Annotated in this window: 19 protein-coding genes; 16 read left to right on the top strand and 3 right to left on the bottom strand. The window is 67.7% G+C overall.

Going from position 1 to position 19,235, the window contains the following annotated elements; translation table 11 throughout:
* Positions 1–110: 110 nt before the first annotated feature.
* Together ACKN61_RS13870 and ACKN61_RS13865 are read left to right on the top strand one after the other, a co-directional pair.
* Positions 111–857 (top strand): response regulator, encoded by a 747-nt coding sequence (locus tag ACKN61_RS13870; protein ID WP_408950035.1) that lies wholly within the window; start codon positions 111–113, stop codon positions 855–857.
* Positions 854–2,890, top strand: coding sequence for a PAS domain S-box protein (locus ACKN61_RS13865; protein WP_408950034.1), 2,037 nt, complete (start codon positions 854–856; stop codon positions 2,888–2,890). Before ACKN61_RS13870 ends, ACKN61_RS13865 begins: the two co-directional genes overlap by 4 nt.
* On the opposite strand, the gene ACKN61_RS13860 is transcribed toward ACKN61_RS13865, so the two are convergent.
* Positions 2,884–3,606, bottom strand: coding sequence for a helix-turn-helix domain-containing protein (locus tag ACKN61_RS13860; RefSeq protein ID WP_408950033.1), 723 nt, complete (start codon positions 3,604–3,606; stop codon positions 2,884–2,886). The genes ACKN61_RS13865 and ACKN61_RS13860 overlap by 7 nt on opposite strands.
* Before the next feature lie 219 nt (positions 3,607–3,825).
* On the opposite strand from ACKN61_RS13860, the gene ACKN61_RS13855 reads away from it, so the two are divergent.
* Positions 3,826–4,722, top strand: a complete 897-nt coding sequence (locus ACKN61_RS13855; protein ID WP_408950032.1) for a hypothetical protein — start codon at positions 3,826–3,828, stop codon at positions 4,720–4,722.
* Between the two features lie 46 nt (positions 4,723–4,768).
* Here the strand turns inward: ACKN61_RS13855 and ACKN61_RS13850 are convergent, their stop codons facing one another.
* Together ACKN61_RS13850 and ACKN61_RS13845 are read right to left on the bottom strand one after the other, a co-directional pair.
* Positions 4,769–5,023, bottom strand: coding sequence for a hypothetical protein (locus ACKN61_RS13850; protein ID WP_408950031.1), 255 nt, complete (start codon positions 5,021–5,023; stop codon positions 4,769–4,771).
* A 50-nt stretch (positions 5,024–5,073) separates the two neighbouring features.
* Positions 5,074–5,910: a universal stress protein gene (locus ACKN61_RS13845; RefSeq protein ID WP_408950030.1), complete on the bottom strand. Its 837-nt coding sequence runs from the start codon at positions 5,908–5,910 to the stop codon at positions 5,074–5,076.
* 230 nt (positions 5,911–6,140) lie between these two features.
* Between ACKN61_RS13845 and ACKN61_RS13840 the strand changes: the two genes are divergently transcribed.
* From ACKN61_RS13840 to ACKN61_RS13780, 13 genes are all read left to right on the top strand, one after another.
* Positions 6,141–6,788: a BON domain-containing protein gene (locus tag ACKN61_RS13840; RefSeq protein WP_408950029.1), complete on the top strand. Its 648-nt coding sequence runs from the start codon at positions 6,141–6,143 to the stop codon at positions 6,786–6,788.
* A complete protein-coding gene (cydP, locus tag ACKN61_RS13835; protein WP_408950028.1) occupies positions 6,785–6,991 on the top strand; it encodes a cytochrome oxidase putative small subunit CydP in 207 nt (68 codons plus the stop codon). The genes ACKN61_RS13840 and cydP overlap by 4 nt, the downstream gene beginning before the upstream one ends.
* Positions 6,992–6,997: 6 nt before the next feature.
* On the top strand, positions 6,998–8,575 hold the full coding sequence (locus tag ACKN61_RS13830) for a cytochrome ubiquinol oxidase subunit I (RefSeq protein ID WP_408950027.1): 1,578 nt from the start codon (positions 6,998–7,000) through the stop codon (positions 8,573–8,575).
* Positions 8,572–9,714, top strand: a complete 1,143-nt coding sequence (cydB, locus tag ACKN61_RS13825; protein ID WP_408950026.1) for a cytochrome d ubiquinol oxidase subunit II — start codon at positions 8,572–8,574, stop codon at positions 9,712–9,714. Before ACKN61_RS13830 ends, cydB begins: the two co-directional genes overlap by 4 nt.
* The gene (cydX, locus tag ACKN61_RS13820; RefSeq protein WP_408950025.1) at positions 9,714–9,839 is read left to right on the top strand and encodes a cytochrome bd-I oxidase subunit CydX; all 126 of its coding nucleotides are present in this window, start codon (positions 9,714–9,716) and stop codon (positions 9,837–9,839) included. The genes cydB and cydX overlap by 1 nt, the downstream gene beginning before the upstream one ends.
* Complete coding sequence (locus ACKN61_RS13815; RefSeq protein ID WP_408950024.1) at positions 9,839–10,093, top strand: cyd operon YbgE family protein; 255 nt, start codon at positions 9,839–9,841, stop codon at positions 10,091–10,093. Before cydX ends, ACKN61_RS13815 begins: the two co-directional genes overlap by 1 nt.
* A gap of 154 nt (positions 10,094–10,247) precedes the next feature.
* On the top strand, positions 10,248–10,670 hold the full coding sequence (locus ACKN61_RS13810; RefSeq protein ID WP_408950023.1) for a universal stress protein: 423 nt from the start codon (positions 10,248–10,250) through the stop codon (positions 10,668–10,670).
* A 49-nt stretch (positions 10,671–10,719) separates the two neighbouring features.
* Entirely contained in the window at positions 10,720–12,399 is a 1,680-nt protein-coding gene (locus ACKN61_RS13805; protein WP_408950022.1) for an ABC1 kinase family protein, read from the top strand.
* Positions 12,400–12,705: 306 nt separating this feature from the next.
* Positions 12,706–12,957, top strand: coding sequence for a DUF4377 domain-containing protein (locus ACKN61_RS13800; protein WP_408950021.1), 252 nt, complete (start codon positions 12,706–12,708; stop codon positions 12,955–12,957).
* Between the two features lie 133 nt (positions 12,958–13,090).
* Complete coding sequence (locus ACKN61_RS13795; protein ID WP_408950020.1) at positions 13,091–14,638, top strand: thymidine phosphorylase family protein; 1,548 nt, start codon at positions 13,091–13,093, stop codon at positions 14,636–14,638.
* Positions 14,635–15,546, top strand: a complete 912-nt coding sequence (locus tag ACKN61_RS13790) for a ribose-phosphate pyrophosphokinase (protein ID WP_408950019.1) — start codon at positions 14,635–14,637, stop codon at positions 15,544–15,546. Before ACKN61_RS13795 ends, ACKN61_RS13790 begins: the two co-directional genes overlap by 4 nt.
* Entirely contained in the window at positions 15,543–18,035 is a 2,493-nt protein-coding gene (locus ACKN61_RS13785) for a xylulose 5-phosphate 3-epimerase (protein ID WP_408950018.1), read from the top strand. The genes ACKN61_RS13790 and ACKN61_RS13785 overlap by 4 nt, the downstream gene beginning before the upstream one ends.
* Entirely contained in the window at positions 18,028–19,233 is a 1,206-nt protein-coding gene (locus ACKN61_RS13780; protein WP_408950017.1) for an acetate/propionate family kinase, read from the top strand. Before ACKN61_RS13785 ends, ACKN61_RS13780 begins: the two co-directional genes overlap by 8 nt.
* Positions 19,234–19,235: the final 2 nt, after the last annotated feature.

Raw genomic sequence — 19,235 nt, 5'->3', positions numbered from 1 at the left:
CCAGGCGCGCCATGGATGCCTTGATATAGATCAATCGACGCCGACCGAGCTTGCGGGCGCCGCCGGATCGGCCCATTCTTTCCACGTTTCCTACGAGTCCAACGACCGCCATGCCATCGGAAGCGAAGGACGCGACCTCCTCGGCGGGTCCCCTGCCCAGACTGCTGATAGTCGACGACGATGCCGACATCGTCGCCTTGTTGTCGCGATACTTCGGTGCGAACGGTTATCGGGTGATCGGTGCTTCGAGCGCGGCCCGGGCGCGTGCGCTGATCGTTTCGGAGACGGTCGAGCTGGTCTTGCTGGACCTCGGGCTTCCGGACGAAGACGGCCTGTCGCTTCTACGGCACCTGCAGACCGAGTGGCGAGGGCCGGTCATCGTGATCACCGGGCGCGGCGAGGCGGTCGAACGCGTCGTGGGGCTGGAACTCGGTGCCGACGACTATGTGACCAAGCCGTTCGATCTGCGCGAGCTGCTCGCGCGAACCAGGTCGGTGTTGCGCCGCTCCACCACCCGGGCGTCGGCGATGGCGACAGCCGCCGGTCTGGCTTTCGAAGGGTTCCGTCTGGATCTGGGGGCAAGACGCCTGACCGACGCCGCCGGGGCCGAGGTGGTTTTGACGACCGGCGAATTCGAGTTGCTCAAGGCATTGCTGGAAAAACCCCGGCAGGTGCTCAGCCGCGACGAGCTCATGACCCGAGTGCACGGTCGGCAGGCCGGCCCGTTCGACCGCAGCATCGATGTGAGCATCGGCCGGCTGCGGCGCAAGATCGAACACGATCCCGCCGAGCCGCGATTGATACGCTCGGTGCGTGGGGCCGGCTATCTGTTCGCGGCCGAGGTTCGCAACGCATGAGCGAAAGCACGCTGTTTCCGGGCTTATTCGAAGCCGTTCCGGACGCGCTCATCGTCGTCGACGGCGACGGACGGATCGTGCAGGCCAACGCGCAGGCCGAGCGCCTGTTCGGGTATCCACAAGGCGGCCTGGAACAGGTCGCCATCGAGCAGCTCATTCCTGCGTCCGCGCGCGATCGCCATCGCGATCACCGTGCGCGTTACATGAGGCAACCGCACGTACGACCGATGGGGGTCACCGGTCAGAGCCTGATCGGCCAACGGCTCGACGGTGCGCAGTTTCCGGTGGAGATCGCGCTCAGTCCGATCGACAGCGGCCAGGGGCCGCGCTACTTGGCATCGGTGCGCGACATCTCCGAGACGCAACGGGCCCGCCAGGCCTTGGTACGGGCCCGTTACGATGCGCTGGCCGCGCGAATCGGCCAACTTGCGCTCGAGGCTCAGGACGAATCCGGAGTGGTCGACCACGTCCCGGCGCTGTTGGCGGCCGCGCTCGATACCCCGGTGGTCGCGGTCGTGTTCGTCGCCGACGATCGCCAGAGCGTGGTTACACGGGCCTCGACCGGGCTCGATGAAGCCGCCGCGGCTTCGCGCTCGCCGATCGGTTTCGACCGCGAAGCACTGCTCGCACGCATTGCCGAGGGCGAAACTCTGGTCGTGGAGGACCTCGCCGACGATACCGGCCGCCGCTTTCCGCTGATCGCGGCGGGCTCGGGCAGCGCGGCATTGCTGCCGCTGTCGGACCGCGGGCGTCCGATGGGCGCGCTGCTGGTGGTGTCGTCGCAGCCGCGCCACTTCGACCACGACGCGCTGCACTTGCTGCAGTCGGTGGCCAACCTGATCGCGGCTTTCGTGCAACGGCGGCGTACCGAAGAACAATTGGCCCATTCGCAACGGCTCGACGCGATCGGTCAGCTGACCGGAGGCATCGCCCACGATTTCAACAACCTGTTGACGGTCTTGTCCGGCAGCCTGCAACTGCTGGAGATGGAGTGCGAGCAGAAGCCGGAGGCCAGCGAGCTGATCGCCAGCGCCTTGCGTTCGGTAGGCCGGGGCGCGGAACTCACTGGGAAATTGTTGGCCTTTGCGCGCCGGCAACGATTGATGCCGCAAGCCGTCGCTGTGCCGGCGCTGCTGCGCGACGTCGAAACGATGTTGCAACGCACTCTGGGCGACAGCGTGCGCCTGTACGTGCGCTGCGAGGACAATCTGCCGCCGGCTTACGTCGATCCCACCCAGTTGGACGCGGCGCTGGTCAACCTGTCCCTGAACGCTCGCGACGCCATGCCGCGCGGCGGCGAAATCACCGTCGAGGCAGAAGTGCATCAGGTCGGGGATCATGCCGGCGGCGGAGAACTCGCCGCCGGCCGCTATGTGCGCATCAGCGTGACCGATACCGGGCGCGGCATGGCGCCGGAAATCCTGGCCCGCGCGATGGAGCCGTTCTTCACCACCAAGGAAGCCGGGCGCGGCAGCGGGCTAGGGCTCAGCATGGCCTACGGTTTCGCCAAGCAGAGCGGCGGTCATCTGCGCATCGACAGCACGCTGGGCTACGGCACTCGCGTGGCGTTGTTTCTTCCGGCCGCAAAGGCGCTCGCTGCGGCCGCCTCGACGGTCGCGGCGACCCGCGCCCAAGGCAAGGGGGAGACCGTGCTGGTCGTCGAGGACGACGGGGCGGTGCGCAATATCGCAGTAGCGTTCCTGCGCTCATCCGGCTATCGGGTGCTGGCGGTCGCGAGCGCCGAAGATGCGCTGCAGCGGTTGTCGGGCGACGAATCGATCGCGTTGTTGTTCAGCGATGTCATGCTCGGTGAAGGCATGAACGGCAAGGAACTGGCCATCGCCGCGCGGGGGCTGCGGCCGCGATTGCCCATATTGTTGACCTCGGGCTACGAAACCGACACTGCCGCCGAGCCAGCGACGACGGCGGAAGCGTTCGAGTTGCTGCGAAAGCCTTACCGACGCGAGCAATTGGCCGCGGCGGTCGCGCGGGCGTTGGATCCGCTGGCCGATGAGCGTGCCGCGCCTCAGTGATAGGCCGTGTCGTTGCGCAGTACGCTCTGCAGGCCGTTACGGTCCTTGATGCAAATTTCCCGCCCGGCGACGCCGATCAGGCCCCGGGCCTGCAGCCGCGAAAGCACGCGGGTGACGGTTTCCAGGGTCAGCGACAGGAAATTACCGAGTTCGGCGCGCGTCATGCGCAGTTGCAGGCGGTTCGGACTGAACCCCAATAGTTCCAGGCGCGAGGCCAGATCGAACAGGAAGGTAACGACGCGTTGCTCGGCGCCGAGCGTGCCCAGGGTCAGCATCCAGCTCCAGTCGCGGCGGATCTCGCTGGCGAGCAGCGCGGTGATGCGTTCCTGGAACTGCGGCAATTCATCGCGCAACCGGACATACGGCAGCTCCCACAGTTCCCCGGTGTCCAGCGCCATGACGTCGCAAGCGTAGGTCGGCATGTCCAAGGCGTCCAGGCCGAGCAGGTCGCCGCGCATGCGGAATCCGGTGATCTTTTCGCGACCGTCTTCGCTGACCACGGCGGTCTTGAAGAAGCCGGCATGCACCAGATACAGGGCGTGCCGGGCTTGTCCCGCGCGGAATACGTACTGTTTCGCGCAGACCCGGCGGCGCTGCAAGGGCCAAGCCTGCAACAACCGCTCCAGGCTGTGGGTCTCGTGGGCGCGTCCGCTCGAGGACGCGCCGAAGCAGGTCTCGCTGGACGGCTCTGAGCGTTGGAGGGTATCGAGCAACATGGCGGCATTCCGCGACGGGGTTGAGTCAAGGCTAGCCATGCCGGCGTGCCGGACGATTCCAAACCGGTAACCGCCGGTAACGTTTTGTAACAGCCCCTTCCGTCCCGGCGATTCGCGAGCGCGGCGAAGCGGCAAGCTTGATCCCGGTCAAGGCGGAGCTGCCCGGCAAGGGCACAGTGACAGCGCAGACCATCCGGCATCGAGCCGTCAGGAACCGCCTTGACCCTTCTCACGCGATTCACCGACCCGCATGCGGTCGACCTTTGGGACAGCCGCTTCCGCTGGCGCAGCGGCGATCGGCTGTGCGACCGGACCATCGATGCGACCTGGCAAAGGGTCGCTCAGGCGCTGGCCGCGATCGAAGGCAATGGCGGCGCCTACTGGTGCAGCCGTTACGCGTTCGCGTTCGGAAGTTGGCAGATACTGCCGGACCCTCGGCTGCTGCGCTACGCAGGCACCGACACGCCGGTGCCGCCGTTGAACGAACCGCAGGCGGTGGTCAACGCCGGGGTCTTCGTCTCCGATCCGCACACGCGCCAGGCCCGTTTCGATCACAAGCGCTTCGGCGCGGCGGCCGCCCTGGCGGTGCGCATGCTCGACGATGCGGCGATGGCCTATGGCCCTGGCGGCGATCAGCCGCTGCGGCTCTGCATCGGCATGATCGGGGTCGGCGATGCACTGGACCGTCTCGGTCTGGCGTATACCTCGGGCCGCTCTCCCGCCGTGGCGCAAGCGATCGCGCGGAGTCTGGCGTTCGGCTGCCTGCACGGCGCGCTGCAATTGGCCGAGGAGCGCGGCAGCCCTGCCGGCGGCGTCGGGCTTGCCGGGCTATGGATGTATCGGGGCTTGCCGGCGTCGCTGGCGGATGCGGCAGCGCGAAACCGGCGCTATGAATCCCTGACCCGGATCGAGTCGCACCCGGAACTGGCTTGCCTGGCCAATGGTGCGAGCGATGCATTGGAGCCGGCACGGACTCCGGAGACGACCGCATTGGAACACGAAGGATCGGGGCTGCAACTGGCCGCACGTGCGATTCGCGCTGCCGTCCAGCCGTGGATCGATGCGCCGGTCTGCGTATCGACAGGAGCCCGAGGGGCGGCCCTGGCTGTCGGCTGAGCGAAGGTTCCGCGCGGATGCTGCGGGACATGCCGCGGGACGGGCATCAGAACCTTCGCCACAATTTCCGTAGCAATGCGGCCGACCGATGGCGCAGGCGCGCAAGCACAGTGCGTTCGTCCGGTGCCGCGGCGGCGGATGGGCGCTGCTCGACTGCGTCCACCGGCGCCGGCGCCGCCGCCGGAGCGGTTTCGGGGCCGAGCAGGGTCGCCGCGACATCGTCTTCGATCCATCGTAACTGGCGCCGCAGCGCCGCCTCGAGACCGGCGGATTCTGAAGAAGGCGGATCAACGCGATGCATGGCGGACGCCTGAGAAGGGCGAGCGGTCGACACCCGCAAGGCCGGCCATGTCAGTGCCCGAACAGAATGGGAAGGTCGGACGCGATCAGCAACTCGCGCGTGACGCCGCCCAGCGCCCACTCGCGCAAGCGCGAATGCCCGTAACCGCCCGCTACCAGCAGATCCGCACGCATTTCGCGCGAGTAATACAGCAGCGCGGTGGCGACGGTCTGCCCGAGGGCCGGCCGTGCGAGGCGCGAAGCATTGATTCCATGGCGTACCAGATGCTCGACGATCCGGCGTGCGGAAGGCTCGATATCCTGGCCATCGTCGGTTTCCACCGTCAGCACCTCCACGGTTTCGGCGGCCGCCAACAACGGCAGCGCATCGTGGACGGCGCGCGCGGTTTCGCGGGTAGGCTGCCAGGCGATTACCACGCGGCGCGGCGGCACGGTTAGGACGCAGCGCGGCGGAACCACCAGTACCGGCCGCCCGGATTCGAGCAGCAGGGCGACGAAATAGTCGTGCGGCACGATCGACTCGACCGTATCGCCGACGGCGCCGGCGACGATCGTGAGGTCGGCGTCGTAGGCCTGCTTGGCGGCCAGGCGAGGCGCCTCGGAGTACAGGGCTTCCACCAGCAGGGCTTCCGCCGAAGCGCATTCGGACGCCAGCCGCAGTTTGAGCTTCGCGAGGTTGAGCTGGCCGCGTTCTCGCAAGACCGCGTGGAGATCGGCGGTCGCCGCGTCGGGCGTCAGCCCCCATGGATGGGTCATCGGCATGGGCAGGTCGACCATTTCCAGCGCCGTCAGGTGGGCGTCGCTCGATTTCGCCAGCGCAATGGCCAAGGCCAACGCATCGGCGTCGCCGTCGCTGCCGGTCATCGGGATCATCAGGTCCTTGTACATGAGCATTCTCCGCAGCCGCGATCGGCGTCACCCTCATTCCAATCCGGCGCAGAGCGCGCGTATTGATCTGGGTCAACGCTCGGCGTCGGAACGCGCGCGGCGCGACACCTGGATAACCCGCATAGGCCGTATAGGCGGGACTGCCGCGATGCGGCAGGCACTTGATCTGGATCAAGCCGGCCGGTCGCCGGCTTGGGCGTAATGGCCTCGGGTTTTATCCGGAGTGGGCCATGAACAGCGAGCGCTTGCGCAAATACGTCCTGGAAGAATTGGCGTTCGACCCGCGGGTCGACGCTTCCGGCATCGGCGTCAGCGTGGACGAGCGCATCGTCAAGTTGACCGGCCACGTCCATAGCCTGGCCGACAAGATCGCGGTCGCTCAGGCCGTCGAGCGGGTAAAGGGGGTGCGCGGCGTCGTCCTCGACGTCGAGGTCCGTTGCCCCGACGCGCACATCTCCGACGACATGCTGGTCAAGCGGGCGACCGACGTGCTCGATTGGGACACGACCCTGCCGAGAGGCGCGGTCAAGGTCAGCGTCGACCAGGGGTGCCTGACCCTGACCGGCACCGTCGACTGGCAGTTCCAGCGCAGCGAGATCGAGAAAGACCTGCGCTGCCTGGCCGGGGTGATCGACATCGACAACAAGATCGCGATCCGCAGCATCTCCTGCAAGCAGGACGTCAAGCGCTCGATCAAGGACGCCATGCATCGGCGCGCCGACGTGCAGGCCTCGAACATCCGCGTCGACGTCGACGAGAACGGCAAGGTCACTCTCAAGGGCAAGGTCGAGGACTGGCAGGCCCGGAACACCGTCGAGGACGCGGCCTGGCTGATCGCCGGGGTCAAGGACGTCGACAACCGGGTGCGGGTGCGATGACCGGGCCCGGCCCGCCGCTCGAATCGGCGCCCGGGCCGCAGGCGCCGACGCGGTTCGGCCAGGCGCTCAAGCGCCGCATCGCCGTGACGATCTCGCTCAAGCTGGCCTTGTTGATCGTGCTGTACCTGCTGTTTTTCTCGCCGTCGCAGCGCCCGCATATCGACGATGCGGCGATCGACCGGCATCTGTTACCCACCAGGTGAACCGCCATGCCCGACTTACACGTCGTCGACTTGTCCCGATTGCAGTTCGCGCTGACCGCGCTGTACCACTTCCTGTTCGTGCCGCTGACCATCGGCCTGGCCGTGATCATGGCGATCATGGAAAGCGTGTACGTGATGACCTCGCGCCCGATCTGGAAGCAGATGACCCGCTTCTGGGGCGTGTTGTTCGGCATCAACTTCGCCATGGGTGTCGCCACCGGCATCACTATGGAGTTCCAGTTCGGCACCAACTGGGCTTATTACTCGCATTATGTCGGCGACATCTTCGGCGCCCCGCTGGCGATCGAGGGCCTGATGGCCTTCTTCCTCGAAAGCACCTTCGTCGGCCTGTTCTTCTTCGGCTGGGAGCGCCTGAGCAAGCTGCAGCATCTGACCGTGACCTGGTTGACCGCCCTGGGCGCCAATCTGTCGGCGCTGTGGATCCTGATCGCCAACGGCTGGATGCAGAACCCGGTCGGCGCCGAGTTCAATTTCCGCACCATGCGCATGGAAATCACCGACTTCGCCGCGGTGGTGTTCAATCCGGTCGCGCAGGCCAAGTTCGTGCACACCGTCAGCGCGGGCTACGTCACCGGCGCCATGTTCGTGTTGTCGATCAGCGCCTGGTATCTGCTGCGCGGTCGCAACGTCGAGATCGCGCGGCGCTCGATGGCGGTGGCGGCCAGTTTCGGCCTGGCCGCGGCCTTGTCGGTGGCGGTGCTGGGCGACGAAAGCGGGTATACGGCGTCGGAGAACCAGAAGATGAAAGTCGCCGCGATCGAGGCCGAATGGAGGACTCATCCGGCGCCGGCCGCATTCACGGTGTTCGGCTTGCCCGATATGGAGCGCCGCGAGACCGCGCACGCGGTGCGTATTCCATGGGCGCTGGGCCTGATCGCGACCCGGTCGCTGGACAAGGAGGTGCCGGGCATCCACGAACTGGTCGAAAACAATCGCCAACGCATCCGCAACGGCATCGCCGCCTATATCGCCTTGCGCGAGCTGCGCGCCGACCGCGACGACCCGGCCAAGGCCGCGGCCTTTATGGCCTTGCGCGAGGATCTGGGCTTCGGCTTGCTGACCCTGCGCTACACCGCCGATCCTGCCACCGCCGACGAAGCCGTCATCGAGCGCGCGGCCTGGAGCACAGTGCCGAACGTACCGGTGTTGTTCTGGTCGTTCCGGATCATGGTCGCGCTGGGCCTGTTCTTCATCGCCCTGTTCGCGTGGGCGTTCTATCTGTCTGCGCGCGGACGGCTGCAGCGGCCGCTGTTCCTGCGCGTGGCGTTGTGGAGCTTGCCCTTGCCGTGGGTCGCGGCCGAGTTGGGCTGGATCGTCGCCGAATACGGCCGTCAGCCTTGGGCCATCGACGGCGTGCTGCCGACCTTTCTCGGAGTGTCCTCGACCAGCTCCGCCCAGGTGCTGGCGAGCCTGATCGGCTTCGTCGTGCTCTACACCGGCCTGGCCGTGGTCGACGTCATGTTGATGTTGCGGGCGATCCGCTCCGGGCCGGACCGGCTCAGATTCTGGCCGGCCTCGCGCGATGCGTCCGCTGAGCCCCTGCCGATGAGGACCTCGCCATGATCGACCTGATCGACTACTCGCTGCTGCGCGAGATCTGGTGGGTTCTGCTCGGCGTGCTGCTGATCGGTTTCGCCCTGACCGACGGCTACGACCTGGGGTTGGCGGCGATCTTGCGCCTGATCGGCCGCGACGATGTCGAGCGGCGCATGGCGCTGGAATCGATCGAGCCGAACTGGGAGGGTAACCAGGTCTGGTTCATTCTCGGCGGTGGCGCGGTGTTCGCGGCCTGGCCGTTGCTGTACGCGGCTTCGTTCTCGTCCTTCTACTTCGCCATGCTGCTGTTGCTGGTGGCGTTGATCCTGCGGCCGGTGGGATTCGTCTTCCGCAATCGCCTGCCGCATGCACGCTGGCGCGCGACCTGGGACTGGGCGCTGACCATCGCCGGCGCGGTGCCGTCGCTGGTGTTCGGCGTGGCCTTCGGCAATCTGCTGCTCGGCGTGCCGTTCCATTTCACCCCGGAACTGCTGCCGGTCTACGACGGCGACTTCATCGGCCTGTTCCGGCCCTTCGCGCTGTTGGCCGGCCTGATCAGCCTGGCCATGCTGGTGATGCATGGCGCGTGTTTCGCCGCCATGCGGGTCGAAGACCCGGTCGGCGCCCGCGCCAGGCGCATCGCGCGCATCGCGGCGGCCGTAGCTGCGGCGGCCTTCATTGGGGCAGGCGTGTGGCTGCGTTTCCTGCCGGCGCCGGCCATCGTCGGCGGCCTGCGCGTGGATGCGCCGTCGGATCCGTTGATCAAGCATGTGCTGATGATCGACGGCGGCTGGTTCGCGAACTACGCCCTGAATCCGTGGATGACCGCGGTGCCGGTGCTGACCGTGGCGGCGCTGATCGCGGTGGTACTGGTCGCCAAACGGTGGCTGGCGTTCCTGGCCAGCGGCACCGCCGTCGCCGGCATCATCCTGACCGCAGGCCTGGCGATGTTTCCGTTCCTGATGCCTTCTTCGACGGATCCTAGGCACGGTCTGACCGTCTGGGACGCTTCCTCGAGCGAACGCACGCTCGGCATCATGCTGGTCGCCGCGGCGATCTTCCTGCCGCTGATCCTCGCCTACAGCGCCTGGGCCTTCCGGGTCATGCGCGGCACGGTGACGCGCGCCCATGTGGAATCGCAAGACGACGCCGGAGGCGCCTACTGATGTGGTACTTCGCCTGGATCCTGGGCCTGGCCCTGGCCTGCTGTTTCGGCGTGCTCAACGCCATGTGGTTCGAACTGCGCAGCGACGAAGAGCGCGATCGCCGCGAAGTGCTGGAGGACGACTGATGGCGCGCGCCGTCTCGCTGCTGCTGGCATCGGCCCTGTCCTTGGGCTTGTTATTCCTGCCGGCGATGCGCGGCGGGGAGATGACGGCGGCGGCGCACGGATGGCTGAGCCCGCTGATGCTGTCGATCTGTGCGGGCTTCGTCCATGGCGTGGGCTACCGGCCCGTGCGGCCTTGGGCGAGGGCGTTGCTGCACCCGCTGCTGTTGTGGCCAGCGATGGCGGGGCTGGCGGTGATATGGGCGCGCAGTTTCTAGGCGAACCGCGGCGGCCCGGCCCAGCCGCTGGCGGTCGGGCCGGCCTGTCCGACTGCGGCCGGGCCGACGGCCAGCGCTTGCGTTGATCTCGATCAAGACGCTGGGCGTGCGTCGGTCGGATCCTGTCGGCATCCAAACCTTGAGGAGAACCGTCATGCGTATCCTGATCGCGGTCGATGGCAGCGACGCCGCGCTGCGCGCGGTCCGCCATGCGATAAGACTCGCGGGCGATCTCAAAGAACCGCCCGAGATGCACTTGCTGTATGCCGATGAGCCGCTCATGCGCAGCGTCGCGCTCAGCCTCGGGCTGCAGGGCGCCGCCCGCTACCACGCCGACAACGGCAAAGGGGCGACCCAAAAAGCCAGGGCCATGCTCAAGCGGGCCAAGGCCGCTTGCGAAGAGCATCTGGTGGTCGGCGATCCGGCAGCCACCATTCTCAAGTTCGCCAAGGCCAACCGATGCGACCTGGTGATCATGGGGTCGCACGGCCGTTCAGCGCTGAAGAGTCTGTTTCTCGGTTCGGTGACCAGCAAAGTGCTGGTCAGTTGCTCGGTGCCATTGACCATCGTGCGCTGACCGCCCTGCGGCAACGCTCGCGCTGCAGCGACACGAGGAGTACTCGCGCATGTGGGAGACGCTGACCGCTAGCCAGGACCTCGCCCGCTTGCACAGCTTGGTCGCCATCCTGGTGCGATACGGGTTCGGCGATCTGGCGCGCCGGCTGGGGCTTGCGCAGACGCTCGCGCGTGCGGGCAAGGTGTTGCCGCTCGCGCACCTCGAGGAGTTGGTGGCCCTGCCGCCGCATGTGCGGGTGCGCTGCGCACTCGAGGAAATGGGGCCGACGTTCGTCAAGCTCGGCCAAGTCCTGGCGACGCGAGTGGATCTCTTTCCTCCGCAATGGATCGCCGAGTTCAGCCGTCTGCAAAATGCTGTCCCGCCGGTGCCTTTCGAGGCGATCCGCTCGGAGATGTCGGCGGCGCTGGGGCAGGTCCCCGAGGCGGCATTTGCCTGGCTCGATCCTTCGCCGTTAGCGGCGGCGTCGATCGCCCAGGTACACCGGGCACGCCTGCCCGACGGACGAGAGGTCGTCGTCAAGGTTCGGCGTCCCGATATCCGACCGCTCATCGAGGCCGACTTGCGGCTGTTGCAATACGCGGCAAGCAAGATCGAAGCGAAATTCCCGGATATGCGCCGCTACCATCCGGTCGGCATGGTGCGGCAGTTCCACGCATCGTTGCAGGGGGAGCTCGACCTCGCCGCCGAATGCCGGCATGCCGAGCGTATCGCGGCCAATCTGTCCGGCGACGAACGCCTGGTCGTTCCGGCGGTGCATTGGCTCTGTACCAGCGAACGGATGAACGTGCAGGACTTCGTCGACGGTATTGCCGTAGCCGACTTGGCCGCGTTGGATGCCGCCCGACTGGATCGCGCTCGGGTGGCGCGCACCGGCGCGCAGATCGTTTTAAAAATGATGCTCGACGACGGTTTCTTCCATGCCGATCCGCATCCGGGCAACGTGTTCGTGTTGCGCGACGGGCGCATCGCCCTGATAGATTTCGGCATGGTGGGGCGACTGTCGCCAGCGCGCCGCGCGGAAGTGGTGAGCCTGTTGTTCGGATTGGTCGAACGCGCCCCCGAACGCGTCACCGAGGTATTGCTCGACTGGACCGGGCGGGCCGATGTGGACGAAGCGCAACTGGCCATCGACATCGATGCGTTCATCGACCGCTATCACGGAGTCCCGCTCGGCCAGCTCGACCTGGCGGCGATGCTGCTCGAGGTGGTGAGTTTGCTTCGATCGCATCGTTTGGCCCTGCCTTCCGACCTGGCTCTGTTGATCAAGGTCTGCCTTACCCTGGAGGGAATGGGGCGCAGCCTCGATCCGCAATTCGACATGGCGCTTCAGGCGCGGCCCTTCCTGCGCCGCGCCATGACGGCACGGTTCCATCCTCGCCGGGTCGCGCAGCGCGGCGTGCAGTCGTTGGCGGATACCGTCGAGGTGCTGGCGACGTTGCCTCAGGATCTTCGGCGCGCGCTGCGTGCGATGCGTACGGGCGGGGCGCGGCTGCATATCGGGATGGACGAGCTGCGCGACTTCGGCAGCCAGATGGCGCATTCGGCCAATCGCCTGGCGGGCAGCATGGTCATCGCCGCGCTGATCGTCGGTTCGTCCATCGCGATGACGGTCGAGGGCGGTCCCACACTGTTCGGTCTGCCTTTGTTCGGATTGGTCGGTTTTGCCGGAGCTTCGCTCGCCGGCATTTGGCTCCTGCTTTCGATATTCCGTAGCGGCGGCGGGCGCTAGCGTCTGTTCGGCCCACCGTGTCGGTAGCGAAGCGCGGCGCGGCAGCCTGCCGGCGAGCGCGGGATCGGTTGCGCATGCCTCCGGTTTGATCTGGGTCAGCCCTCGCCGATGGCGGCGGACCTAGCCTGTGACGACGGTTCGCAAGTCGTTCCATTGCAGGGCCGATCCCGCTCCACCATGGCCACCCGGGAGTATCGATCATGAGCCGACTATTGCTTCCCATGTTGGCGGCTTTGCTGACCGGCTGCGTATCGCAGATCTTCCTCGACGGCGCCCCCCCGCGGCGAGGAGTACATTGCGGACACTATGGTCGAGAAGCGCGTGTATGCGGTATCCAGCGAAGTGTGCGGTCGGCGGGAGCCCGTCCTGCCGTACCAAGTGGTCGAACGAGGCCGCGATGGTTGGGTGCGGTTGTGCGCTCAGGTGGAAGGTTTCGCGTTCCGGCCCGGTAACGATTATGTCCTGCAGGTCACCGAACATCGGGCGGCGGGCGATGCCTCGCTCGTCCGCCTGATACTGAAAAGCGTGATCGAACAGCGCCCGCATACGCGGAACTGACCAGGCCACGCGGATGGAGCAGGGCGCATGCCGACCGGCGTTCATTGCCCGCGCGCGGCCGGGTATTGATCGAGATCAATGCCGGTTCGAGCCACTGCTCTAGGGTGGGACCGGGCTTTCTCGGAACTCCGGCATGCGATCGACCCAACGCGACGAGCGCCCCGAATTCGAGCCGCCGAGCGCCCGGCTGCCGGTGCGGCGGGCGGGCATCGATACCTATCGGCAACCGGTCCTGTACCTGCATCGGGACTGCCTGGTGTCCCGCGCCGAGGGCTTCGCCGCGTTGACCCGGGTGAGCGTGCGCTGCGGCGAGCGCGAGGTGGTCGCCCTGCTCAACATCGTCACCGGCGAATGGTTGGGCACCGACGAAGCCGCATTGTCGGAGGCCGCCTGGCAAATGCTCGCGCCGGAGCCTGGCGCGATCGTCGCTCTGGCTCATGCCGAGCCTCCCGGTTCGGCCAGCGTGTTGCGCGCGAAAGTGTTCGGGACGCGTTTGAACCAGGCCCAGTTCGAGGCGGTGCTGCGCGATACGCTGACGGCCGGCTTGTCCGACATCGAGCTGGCCGCGTTCGTGACGGCCTGTGCCGGCGACCGCTTGGATCTGGACGAATCGGTCGCGCTGACCCGGGCGATGATCGCGATGGGCGAGCGCATCGATTGGGGCACGGGGCCGGTGCTCGACAAGCACTGCGTCGGCGGCCTGCCCGGCAACCGCACGACTCCGATCGTGGTATCGATCGTCGCCGCGCTCGGCCACCGCATACCGAAAACGTCCTCGCGCGCGATTACCTCGCCGGCCGGGACGGCCGACGTCATGGCCACCATGACCGTCGTCGATCTCGACATCGCGGCCCTGCGGGACGTGGTGAACCGCGAGGGCGGCTGCATGGCGTCCGGCGGGCGAATGCGCTTGAGTCCCGCCGACGACATCCTGATCCAGATAGAACGCCCCCTGGATCTGGATGGCGACGGCCAGATGGTCGCGAGCATCCTGTCGAAGAAGGCCGCGGCGGGTTCTACCCATGTATTGATCGACATCCCGGTGGGCGACACCGCCAAGGTGCGCACGATGGCCGCCGCCGATGCGATCGCCCGGCGCCTGGCCTTCGTCGGGGAAGCGCTCGGCTTGCGCATAGGCGTGCACATCTCCGACGGCCGCCAGCCGGTGGGGCGCGGCATCGGCCCGGCGCTCGAAGCGCACGATGTGCTGGAGGTGTTGCGCAACTCGCCGCAGGCGCCGAGCGACCTGCGCGAGCGCGCGCTCGACGTGGCCGGAGCGGTGCTCGAACTGTTGCCCGGCATCGCCCCCGGCAGCGGACGAAACCAGGCGGCGGGCGCGCTCGCTTCGGGCTCGGCGCTGAGGAAGTTCCTGGCGATCTGCAGCGCCCAGGGCGGCTTTCGCGAGCCCGAGCGGGCACGCTTCGTCGAGCCCTATATCGCGCGCTCCGACGGAGTGCTGGCATGCATCAACAATCGGCAACTGGCGCGTATCGCGAAGCTCGCCGGAGCGCCGCGCACCCCGACCGCCGGCGTCGTCTGCACGCTGCGTCAGGGCGATACGATCCGACGCGGGATGCCGTTGTTCCTGGTCCATGCCGGCTCCAGGGGCGAGCTGGCTTATGCGCTGGATTACGCCGCGGCGCACCCGGACACCTTGAGCGTGCGGAGCCCGCCGTCATGAAGCCGATAGTGCTGTCCTTTCCCGACGATGCCGGGCTGGCCGGTTCGGTGAGCCGGGAACTGCAGGCCAGGCTGGGGTCGCTCGAGTGGCGGCATTTCCCCGATGGCGAGTCGCTGCTCAGGATCGAGGAGACGCTCGCGGGCGCCGACGTGGTGGTCTTCGCCAGCCTCGACGGCGCGGATCGCAAGGCCTTGCCGTTGCGCTTCGTCGCCGACACCGCGCGAGAACTCGGCGCGCGCAGCGTCGGGCTGGCGGCTCCTTACCTGGCCTATATGCGCCAGGACGCGCGCTTCCGTCCCGGCGAAGCGATCGCCGCCCGGGTATTCGCCCGGTTCCTGGAGCAGAGCGTCGACTGGCTGGTGACGGTCGACCCTCACCTGCACCGCATCGCCGCGCTCGAGGACCTCTACCGGATTCCGGTCGCATGCGTGGAATCGGCGCCGGAGTTGGCCGAATGGATACGGCGCGAGGTTCGCGATCCGGTCCTGATCGGCCCCGACGAAGAGAGCGCGCAATGGGTGGCGGACATCGCCGGCGCAGCGCGGATACCGTACCAAGTGCTGCACAAGCAACGTCGCGGCGACCGTCAGGTCGAGGTCAGCGCCCCCGATCCGGAGCGTTTGCGCGATGCGACGCCGGTGCTCGTGGACGATATCGTCTCGACCGGCCGGACCCTGATCGCGGCCGCCGAACATCTGCGGCGGCTCGGGCTGCCGCCGCCGGTGTGCGTGGTCATCCATCCGCTCTTCAGCGACAACGCGCATGAGCTGCTGAAGCGGGCCGGGGTGGAGCGCATCGTCAGCACCGACAGCATCCGCCATCCCAGCAACGGCATCGGCCTGGCCCGGCCGATCGCGCGCGCCGTCGCCGGACAGCTGGCGAGGATCGAGAGAGGAACCGAGCCATGATCTACGACGCGACCCCGGACGAATGCGTCCTTGCCTGCGGCACCAGCGAAGCGCTGGACGCCCCGCTGCGGCGCCGAATCGAAGCCGAGGCGGCGGGGCGGCGCGCGAACGATCGCGATTTCGCCCATTGGGCCGCAGGCTACGGCGCGATCGTCCACGACGCACTGACCCAGGTAAGGGTCCATGCGTTGATCGAGACCCTGGTCGGCCAGCGCATCCTGCCCGATGCGCGCACCGGCTATCGTCGCCTGGCGGCCGCCGACCGCATCGCCAGCGCCGCGATGTGGCTGGTCGTTCACATGACCTATGCCCGCAGCGTTCGCCTCGACGGCAGTCCGCTCGGCGCGGACGACTTCAAGCGCCACCCCGAAGGGCACACCGGCGGTTCGTTGAACATGGTGCCGGCCTATGCGGGCTATCTGGCGATCAATGCCCTGACCGGCGATACCCGCGCCTGGCTGATGGGCCAGGGGCACTGCGTCGCCGCCGTGGACGCGTTGAACCTGCTGAGCGGGAACATGACGCCCGAGCACGCCGGACGCTACGGGCTGGACGACCGCCGCCTGTCGGACTTCGTCGGCGATTTCTATGCCTACGGCGTCACCGCCGACGGCTATCCCAGCTCGCCGTTGGGCTCGCACGTCAACGCCTACACCGGCGGCAGCCTGCAGGAAGGCGGCTATCTCGGCTTCGCGGAACTGCACTACGTGCATGCGCCCTTGCCGGGCGAACGGCTGGTGGCGTTTCTCAGCGACGGCGCGTTCGAGGAGCAACGCGGCAGCGATTGGGCGCCGCGTTGGTGGCGTCCGCAGGACAGCGGGCTGGTCTCGCCGATCATGGTGCTCAATGGGCGGCGGATCGAGCAGCGCAGCCAGATCGCACAGGAAGGCGGCGAGCGCTGGCTGCATGCGCATCTGCGCCTCAACGGCTTTCAGCCGGTCGGACTGGATGGGCGCGACCCGGCCAGCATCGCCTGGGGCATCCACGAGATCGAGTTGCGCCAGCAGACCCGCATCGAGGCGTTTGCCACCGCCGGGTTCGATACCGCCGCGCCGTTGCGCTACGGCATCGCGCAAGCGCCCAAGGGCTACGGCTTCCCCGGCGCCGGCAGCAACCGCGCGCACAACCTGCCGTTGCCAGGAAATCCGCACAGCGACGAGGCCTCGCGCGAGCTGTTCAACGCCGCCTGCGCGACACTGCACGTGGCCGAAACGGAACTGCGCGAGGCGATCGGCGTTCTGGCCACCCACGGCCAGCAGCGGCGTCCGCTGGAGCGCGACCACGCCCTGGCCACGCGTCAGGTGCGTCCGCCGGCGTCGCCGACGCCGCGCTGGCGCGCGCGCGGAGAAACCCATTCGCCGATGGCGGCGCTGGACGAGCAGTTCGTCGCGATAGCCGCCGCCAACCCGGACCTGCGCGTGCGCGTCGGAAATCCCGATGAACTGCGCAGCAATCGCCTGGACCGCAGCCTGGACCTGCTCAAGCATCGGGTGCAGTCGCCCGAGCCCGGCGTGGCCGAATCTCATGCCGGCGGCGTCATTACCGCGCTTAACGAAGAGGCGGTGGTGTGCGCGGCGCTGGCCAACAAGGGCGGCATCAACCTGGTGGTCACCTACGAAGCCTTCGCGGTGAAAATGCTCGGCGCGCTGCGGCAGGAGCTGACGTTCGCCCGCCAGTTGCGCCGCGCCGGTCGGGCCCCCGGGTGGCTGTCGGTTCCGCTAGTCCTGACCTCGCACACCTGGGAGAACGCCAAGAACGAGCAGTCGCACCAAGACCCGACCCTGGTCGAGGCCTTGTTGGGGGAGATGCAGGACTGCGTACGCATCGTGTTTCCGCCGGACGCGAACTGCGCATGCACGGCGCTGCAGGCGGCCTATGCCGATCACGGCAGGATCTTCGCCCTGGTCGTGCCGAAACGCGAAGTGCCGGTCGCACTGGATGCCGAGCAGGCGATGGCCTTGCAGTACGACGGCGCCGCATTCCTGGAGCGATCGGTCGACGCGGAGATCGACCTGGTGGCCACTGGGGCCTATCAGTTGGCGGCCGCGGGCAAGGCCTGGCGCCGGCTGCGCTCGCGCGGCGTGGCGACGAACCTGATCTACCTCGCGGAGCCGGGACGGTTCAGGACTCCGCGCGACGAGGAAGAGGCGCAGTACATACACGACGACGAGACCGTCAGGCGCTGGTTCGTCCCCGGTCGGCCCCGGGTGTTCCTCACCCACACGCGTCCGGAACCGTTCCTGGGCGCGTTGCGCAGGCTCGACGACGGCCCGGCGCTCACCGCCGCCCTGGGCTATCGCAATCGCGGCGGAACCTTCGACGTCGACGGCTTGATGTTCGCCAACCGTTGCACCTGGGCTCATGCGCTCCTGGCCGCGGGCACCCTGCTCAAGCGCAGCGCCGCGGCCTGGCTCGACGCGCAGGAATACGATGCTGCCCTGGGCTGGGGCGCGCCGGAGCATTTGTGGCGAGACGAGAGCGATGACTGAGTCAGGCGATCGCACCTTGTTGGTCGTCAACCTCGGCTCGTCCACGCTCAAGGCGGCGCGCTACGAGATGAGCGGCTCGTCGGCGGCCGGGTCGGCACGACTGTCGCGGCGGATCCAGATCGCATGGGCCGATTCCGATCCCGATCCGAGTTCGAATCCCAATCCCAATCCCAATCCCAATCCCAATCCCAATCCCAATCCCAATCCCAATCCCGGCCTGGGCGCCGCGTTCGCCGAGGCGATCGACACCCTGGAATTGGCCGCCGCTCCGGCCTTGGTCGGGCACCGCATCGTCCATGGCGGCGATGCCGCACGGGCGCGTGTGCTCGATGCCGCCGAACGCGAGCGGTTGCGCGGCCTGTGCGGCCTGGCACCCTTGCATCAGCCGGCCTCGCTGACGTTGGTGGACGCGGTCGCCGATCATTGGCCCGGCGTCGAGCAATACGCGGCGTTCGATACCGTGTGGCACGCCCACCTTCCGGCAAACACCCGCCGGCTGGCCGTGCCGCGGGCCTGGGATGCGCTCGGCATCCGCCGCTACGGTTTCCACGGCCTGGCCTTCGCTTCGGCCATGCGCCAGGTCCGCTCCGCGCATCCGTCGCTCGGCCGCGAGCGCGCGGTGCTGGCGCACCTGGGCAGCGGCTGCAGCCTTTGCGCGGTGCACGATGGGCAAAGCATCGACACCACGATGGCCAGCACGCCGCTCGATGGCTTGCCGATGGCGACGCGCAGCGGCACGCTCGATCCCGGCGCGCTGCTCTATCTGCTGCGCAGCGGCGGCCTGACTGCCGACGCGGTCGAACGTGCGCTGTACCGCGACTGCGGTCTGCGCGGAATCTCAGGGCTCAGCGGCGACACGCGCGATCTGCTCGCCGCCGACAGCGTCGAGGCCGCCCTGGCCCTGGACATCTTCGCCTTGCGCACCGCGCAAGGCATCGCCGCCATGGCGACCCGGCTGGGCGGCATCGACCATCTGATATTTTCCGGCGGCATCGGCGCCAACGCGCCGTTGGTGCGCAGTTCGATCGCGGCTTACCTGGGGTGGCTCGGCATCGGCCTGGCCGAGGCGGCCAATGTCCGCGGCGATGCGCGGCTCGAAAGCCCGCACAGCCGGACGAAAGTGTGGCGCGTGGACGTGGACGAAGAAGCCGAGATCGCATCCGTGTGCGCGGTGGCGACCGCCTTGCCCTGGCCCTGAGC

The organism is Lysobacter sp. Hz25 (genome assembly GCF_046097045.1).
Classification (GTDB): domain Bacteria; phylum Pseudomonadota; class Gammaproteobacteria; order Xanthomonadales; family Xanthomonadaceae; genus Lysobacter; species Lysobacter antibioticus_B.
Note: the sequence above shows the minus strand (reverse complement) of the source record. Positions and strands in the feature narration are given on the sequence as shown.

Bases quoted from the DNA above. Each gene is read 5' to 3' on its own strand.
- ACKN61_RS13865 (WP_408950034.1), top strand. From the start codon at position 854: ATGAGCGAAAGCACGCTGTTTCCGGGCTTATTCGAAGCCGTTCCGGAC.
- ACKN61_RS13805 (WP_408950022.1), top strand. From the start codon at position 10,720: ATGTGGGAGACGCTGACCGCTAGCCAGGACCTCGCCCGCTTGCACAGC.
- ACKN61_RS13870 (WP_408950035.1), top strand. From the start codon at position 111: ATGCCATCGGAAGCGAAGGACGCGACCTCCTCGGCGGGTCCCCTGCCC.
- ACKN61_RS13780 (WP_408950017.1), top strand. From the start codon at position 18,028: ATGACTGAGTCAGGCGATCGCACCTTGTTGGTCGTCAACCTCGGCTCG.
- ACKN61_RS13830 (WP_408950027.1), top strand. From the start codon at position 6,998: ATGCCCGACTTACACGTCGTCGACTTGTCCCGATTGCAGTTCGCGCTG.
- ACKN61_RS13785 (WP_408950018.1), top strand. From the start codon at position 15,543: ATGATCTACGACGCGACCCCGGACGAATGCGTCCTTGCCTGCGGCACC.
- ACKN61_RS13845 (WP_408950030.1), bottom strand. From the start codon at position 5,910: ATGTACAAGGACCTGATGATCCCGATGACCGGCAGCGACGGCGACGCC.
- ACKN61_RS13810 (WP_408950023.1), top strand. From the start codon at position 10,248: ATGCGTATCCTGATCGCGGTCGATGGCAGCGACGCCGCGCTGCGCGCG.
- ACKN61_RS13790 (WP_408950019.1), top strand. From the start codon at position 14,635: ATGAAGCCGATAGTGCTGTCCTTTCCCGACGATGCCGGGCTGGCCGGT.
- cydB (WP_408950026.1), top strand. From the start codon at position 8,572: ATGATCGACCTGATCGACTACTCGCTGCTGCGCGAGATCTGGTGGGTT.
- ACKN61_RS13815 (WP_408950024.1), top strand. From the start codon at position 9,839: ATGGCGCGCGCCGTCTCGCTGCTGCTGGCATCGGCCCTGTCCTTGGGC.
- ACKN61_RS13850 (WP_408950031.1), bottom strand. From the start codon at position 5,023: ATGCATCGCGTTGATCCGCCTTCTTCAGAATCCGCCGGTCTCGAGGCG.
- ACKN61_RS13800 (WP_408950021.1), top strand. From the start codon at position 12,706: ATGGTCGAGAAGCGCGTGTATGCGGTATCCAGCGAAGTGTGCGGTCGG.
- ACKN61_RS13795 (WP_408950020.1), top strand. From the start codon at position 13,091: ATGCGATCGACCCAACGCGACGAGCGCCCCGAATTCGAGCCGCCGAGC.
- ACKN61_RS13860 (WP_408950033.1), bottom strand. From the start codon at position 3,606: ATGTTGCTCGATACCCTCCAACGCTCAGAGCCGTCCAGCGAGACCTGC.
- cydP (WP_408950028.1), top strand. From the start codon at position 6,785: ATGACCGGGCCCGGCCCGCCGCTCGAATCGGCGCCCGGGCCGCAGGCG.
- cydX (WP_408950025.1), top strand. From the start codon at position 9,714: ATGTGGTACTTCGCCTGGATCCTGGGCCTGGCCCTGGCCTGCTGTTTC.
- ACKN61_RS13840 (WP_408950029.1), top strand. From the start codon at position 6,141: ATGAACAGCGAGCGCTTGCGCAAATACGTCCTGGAAGAATTGGCGTTC.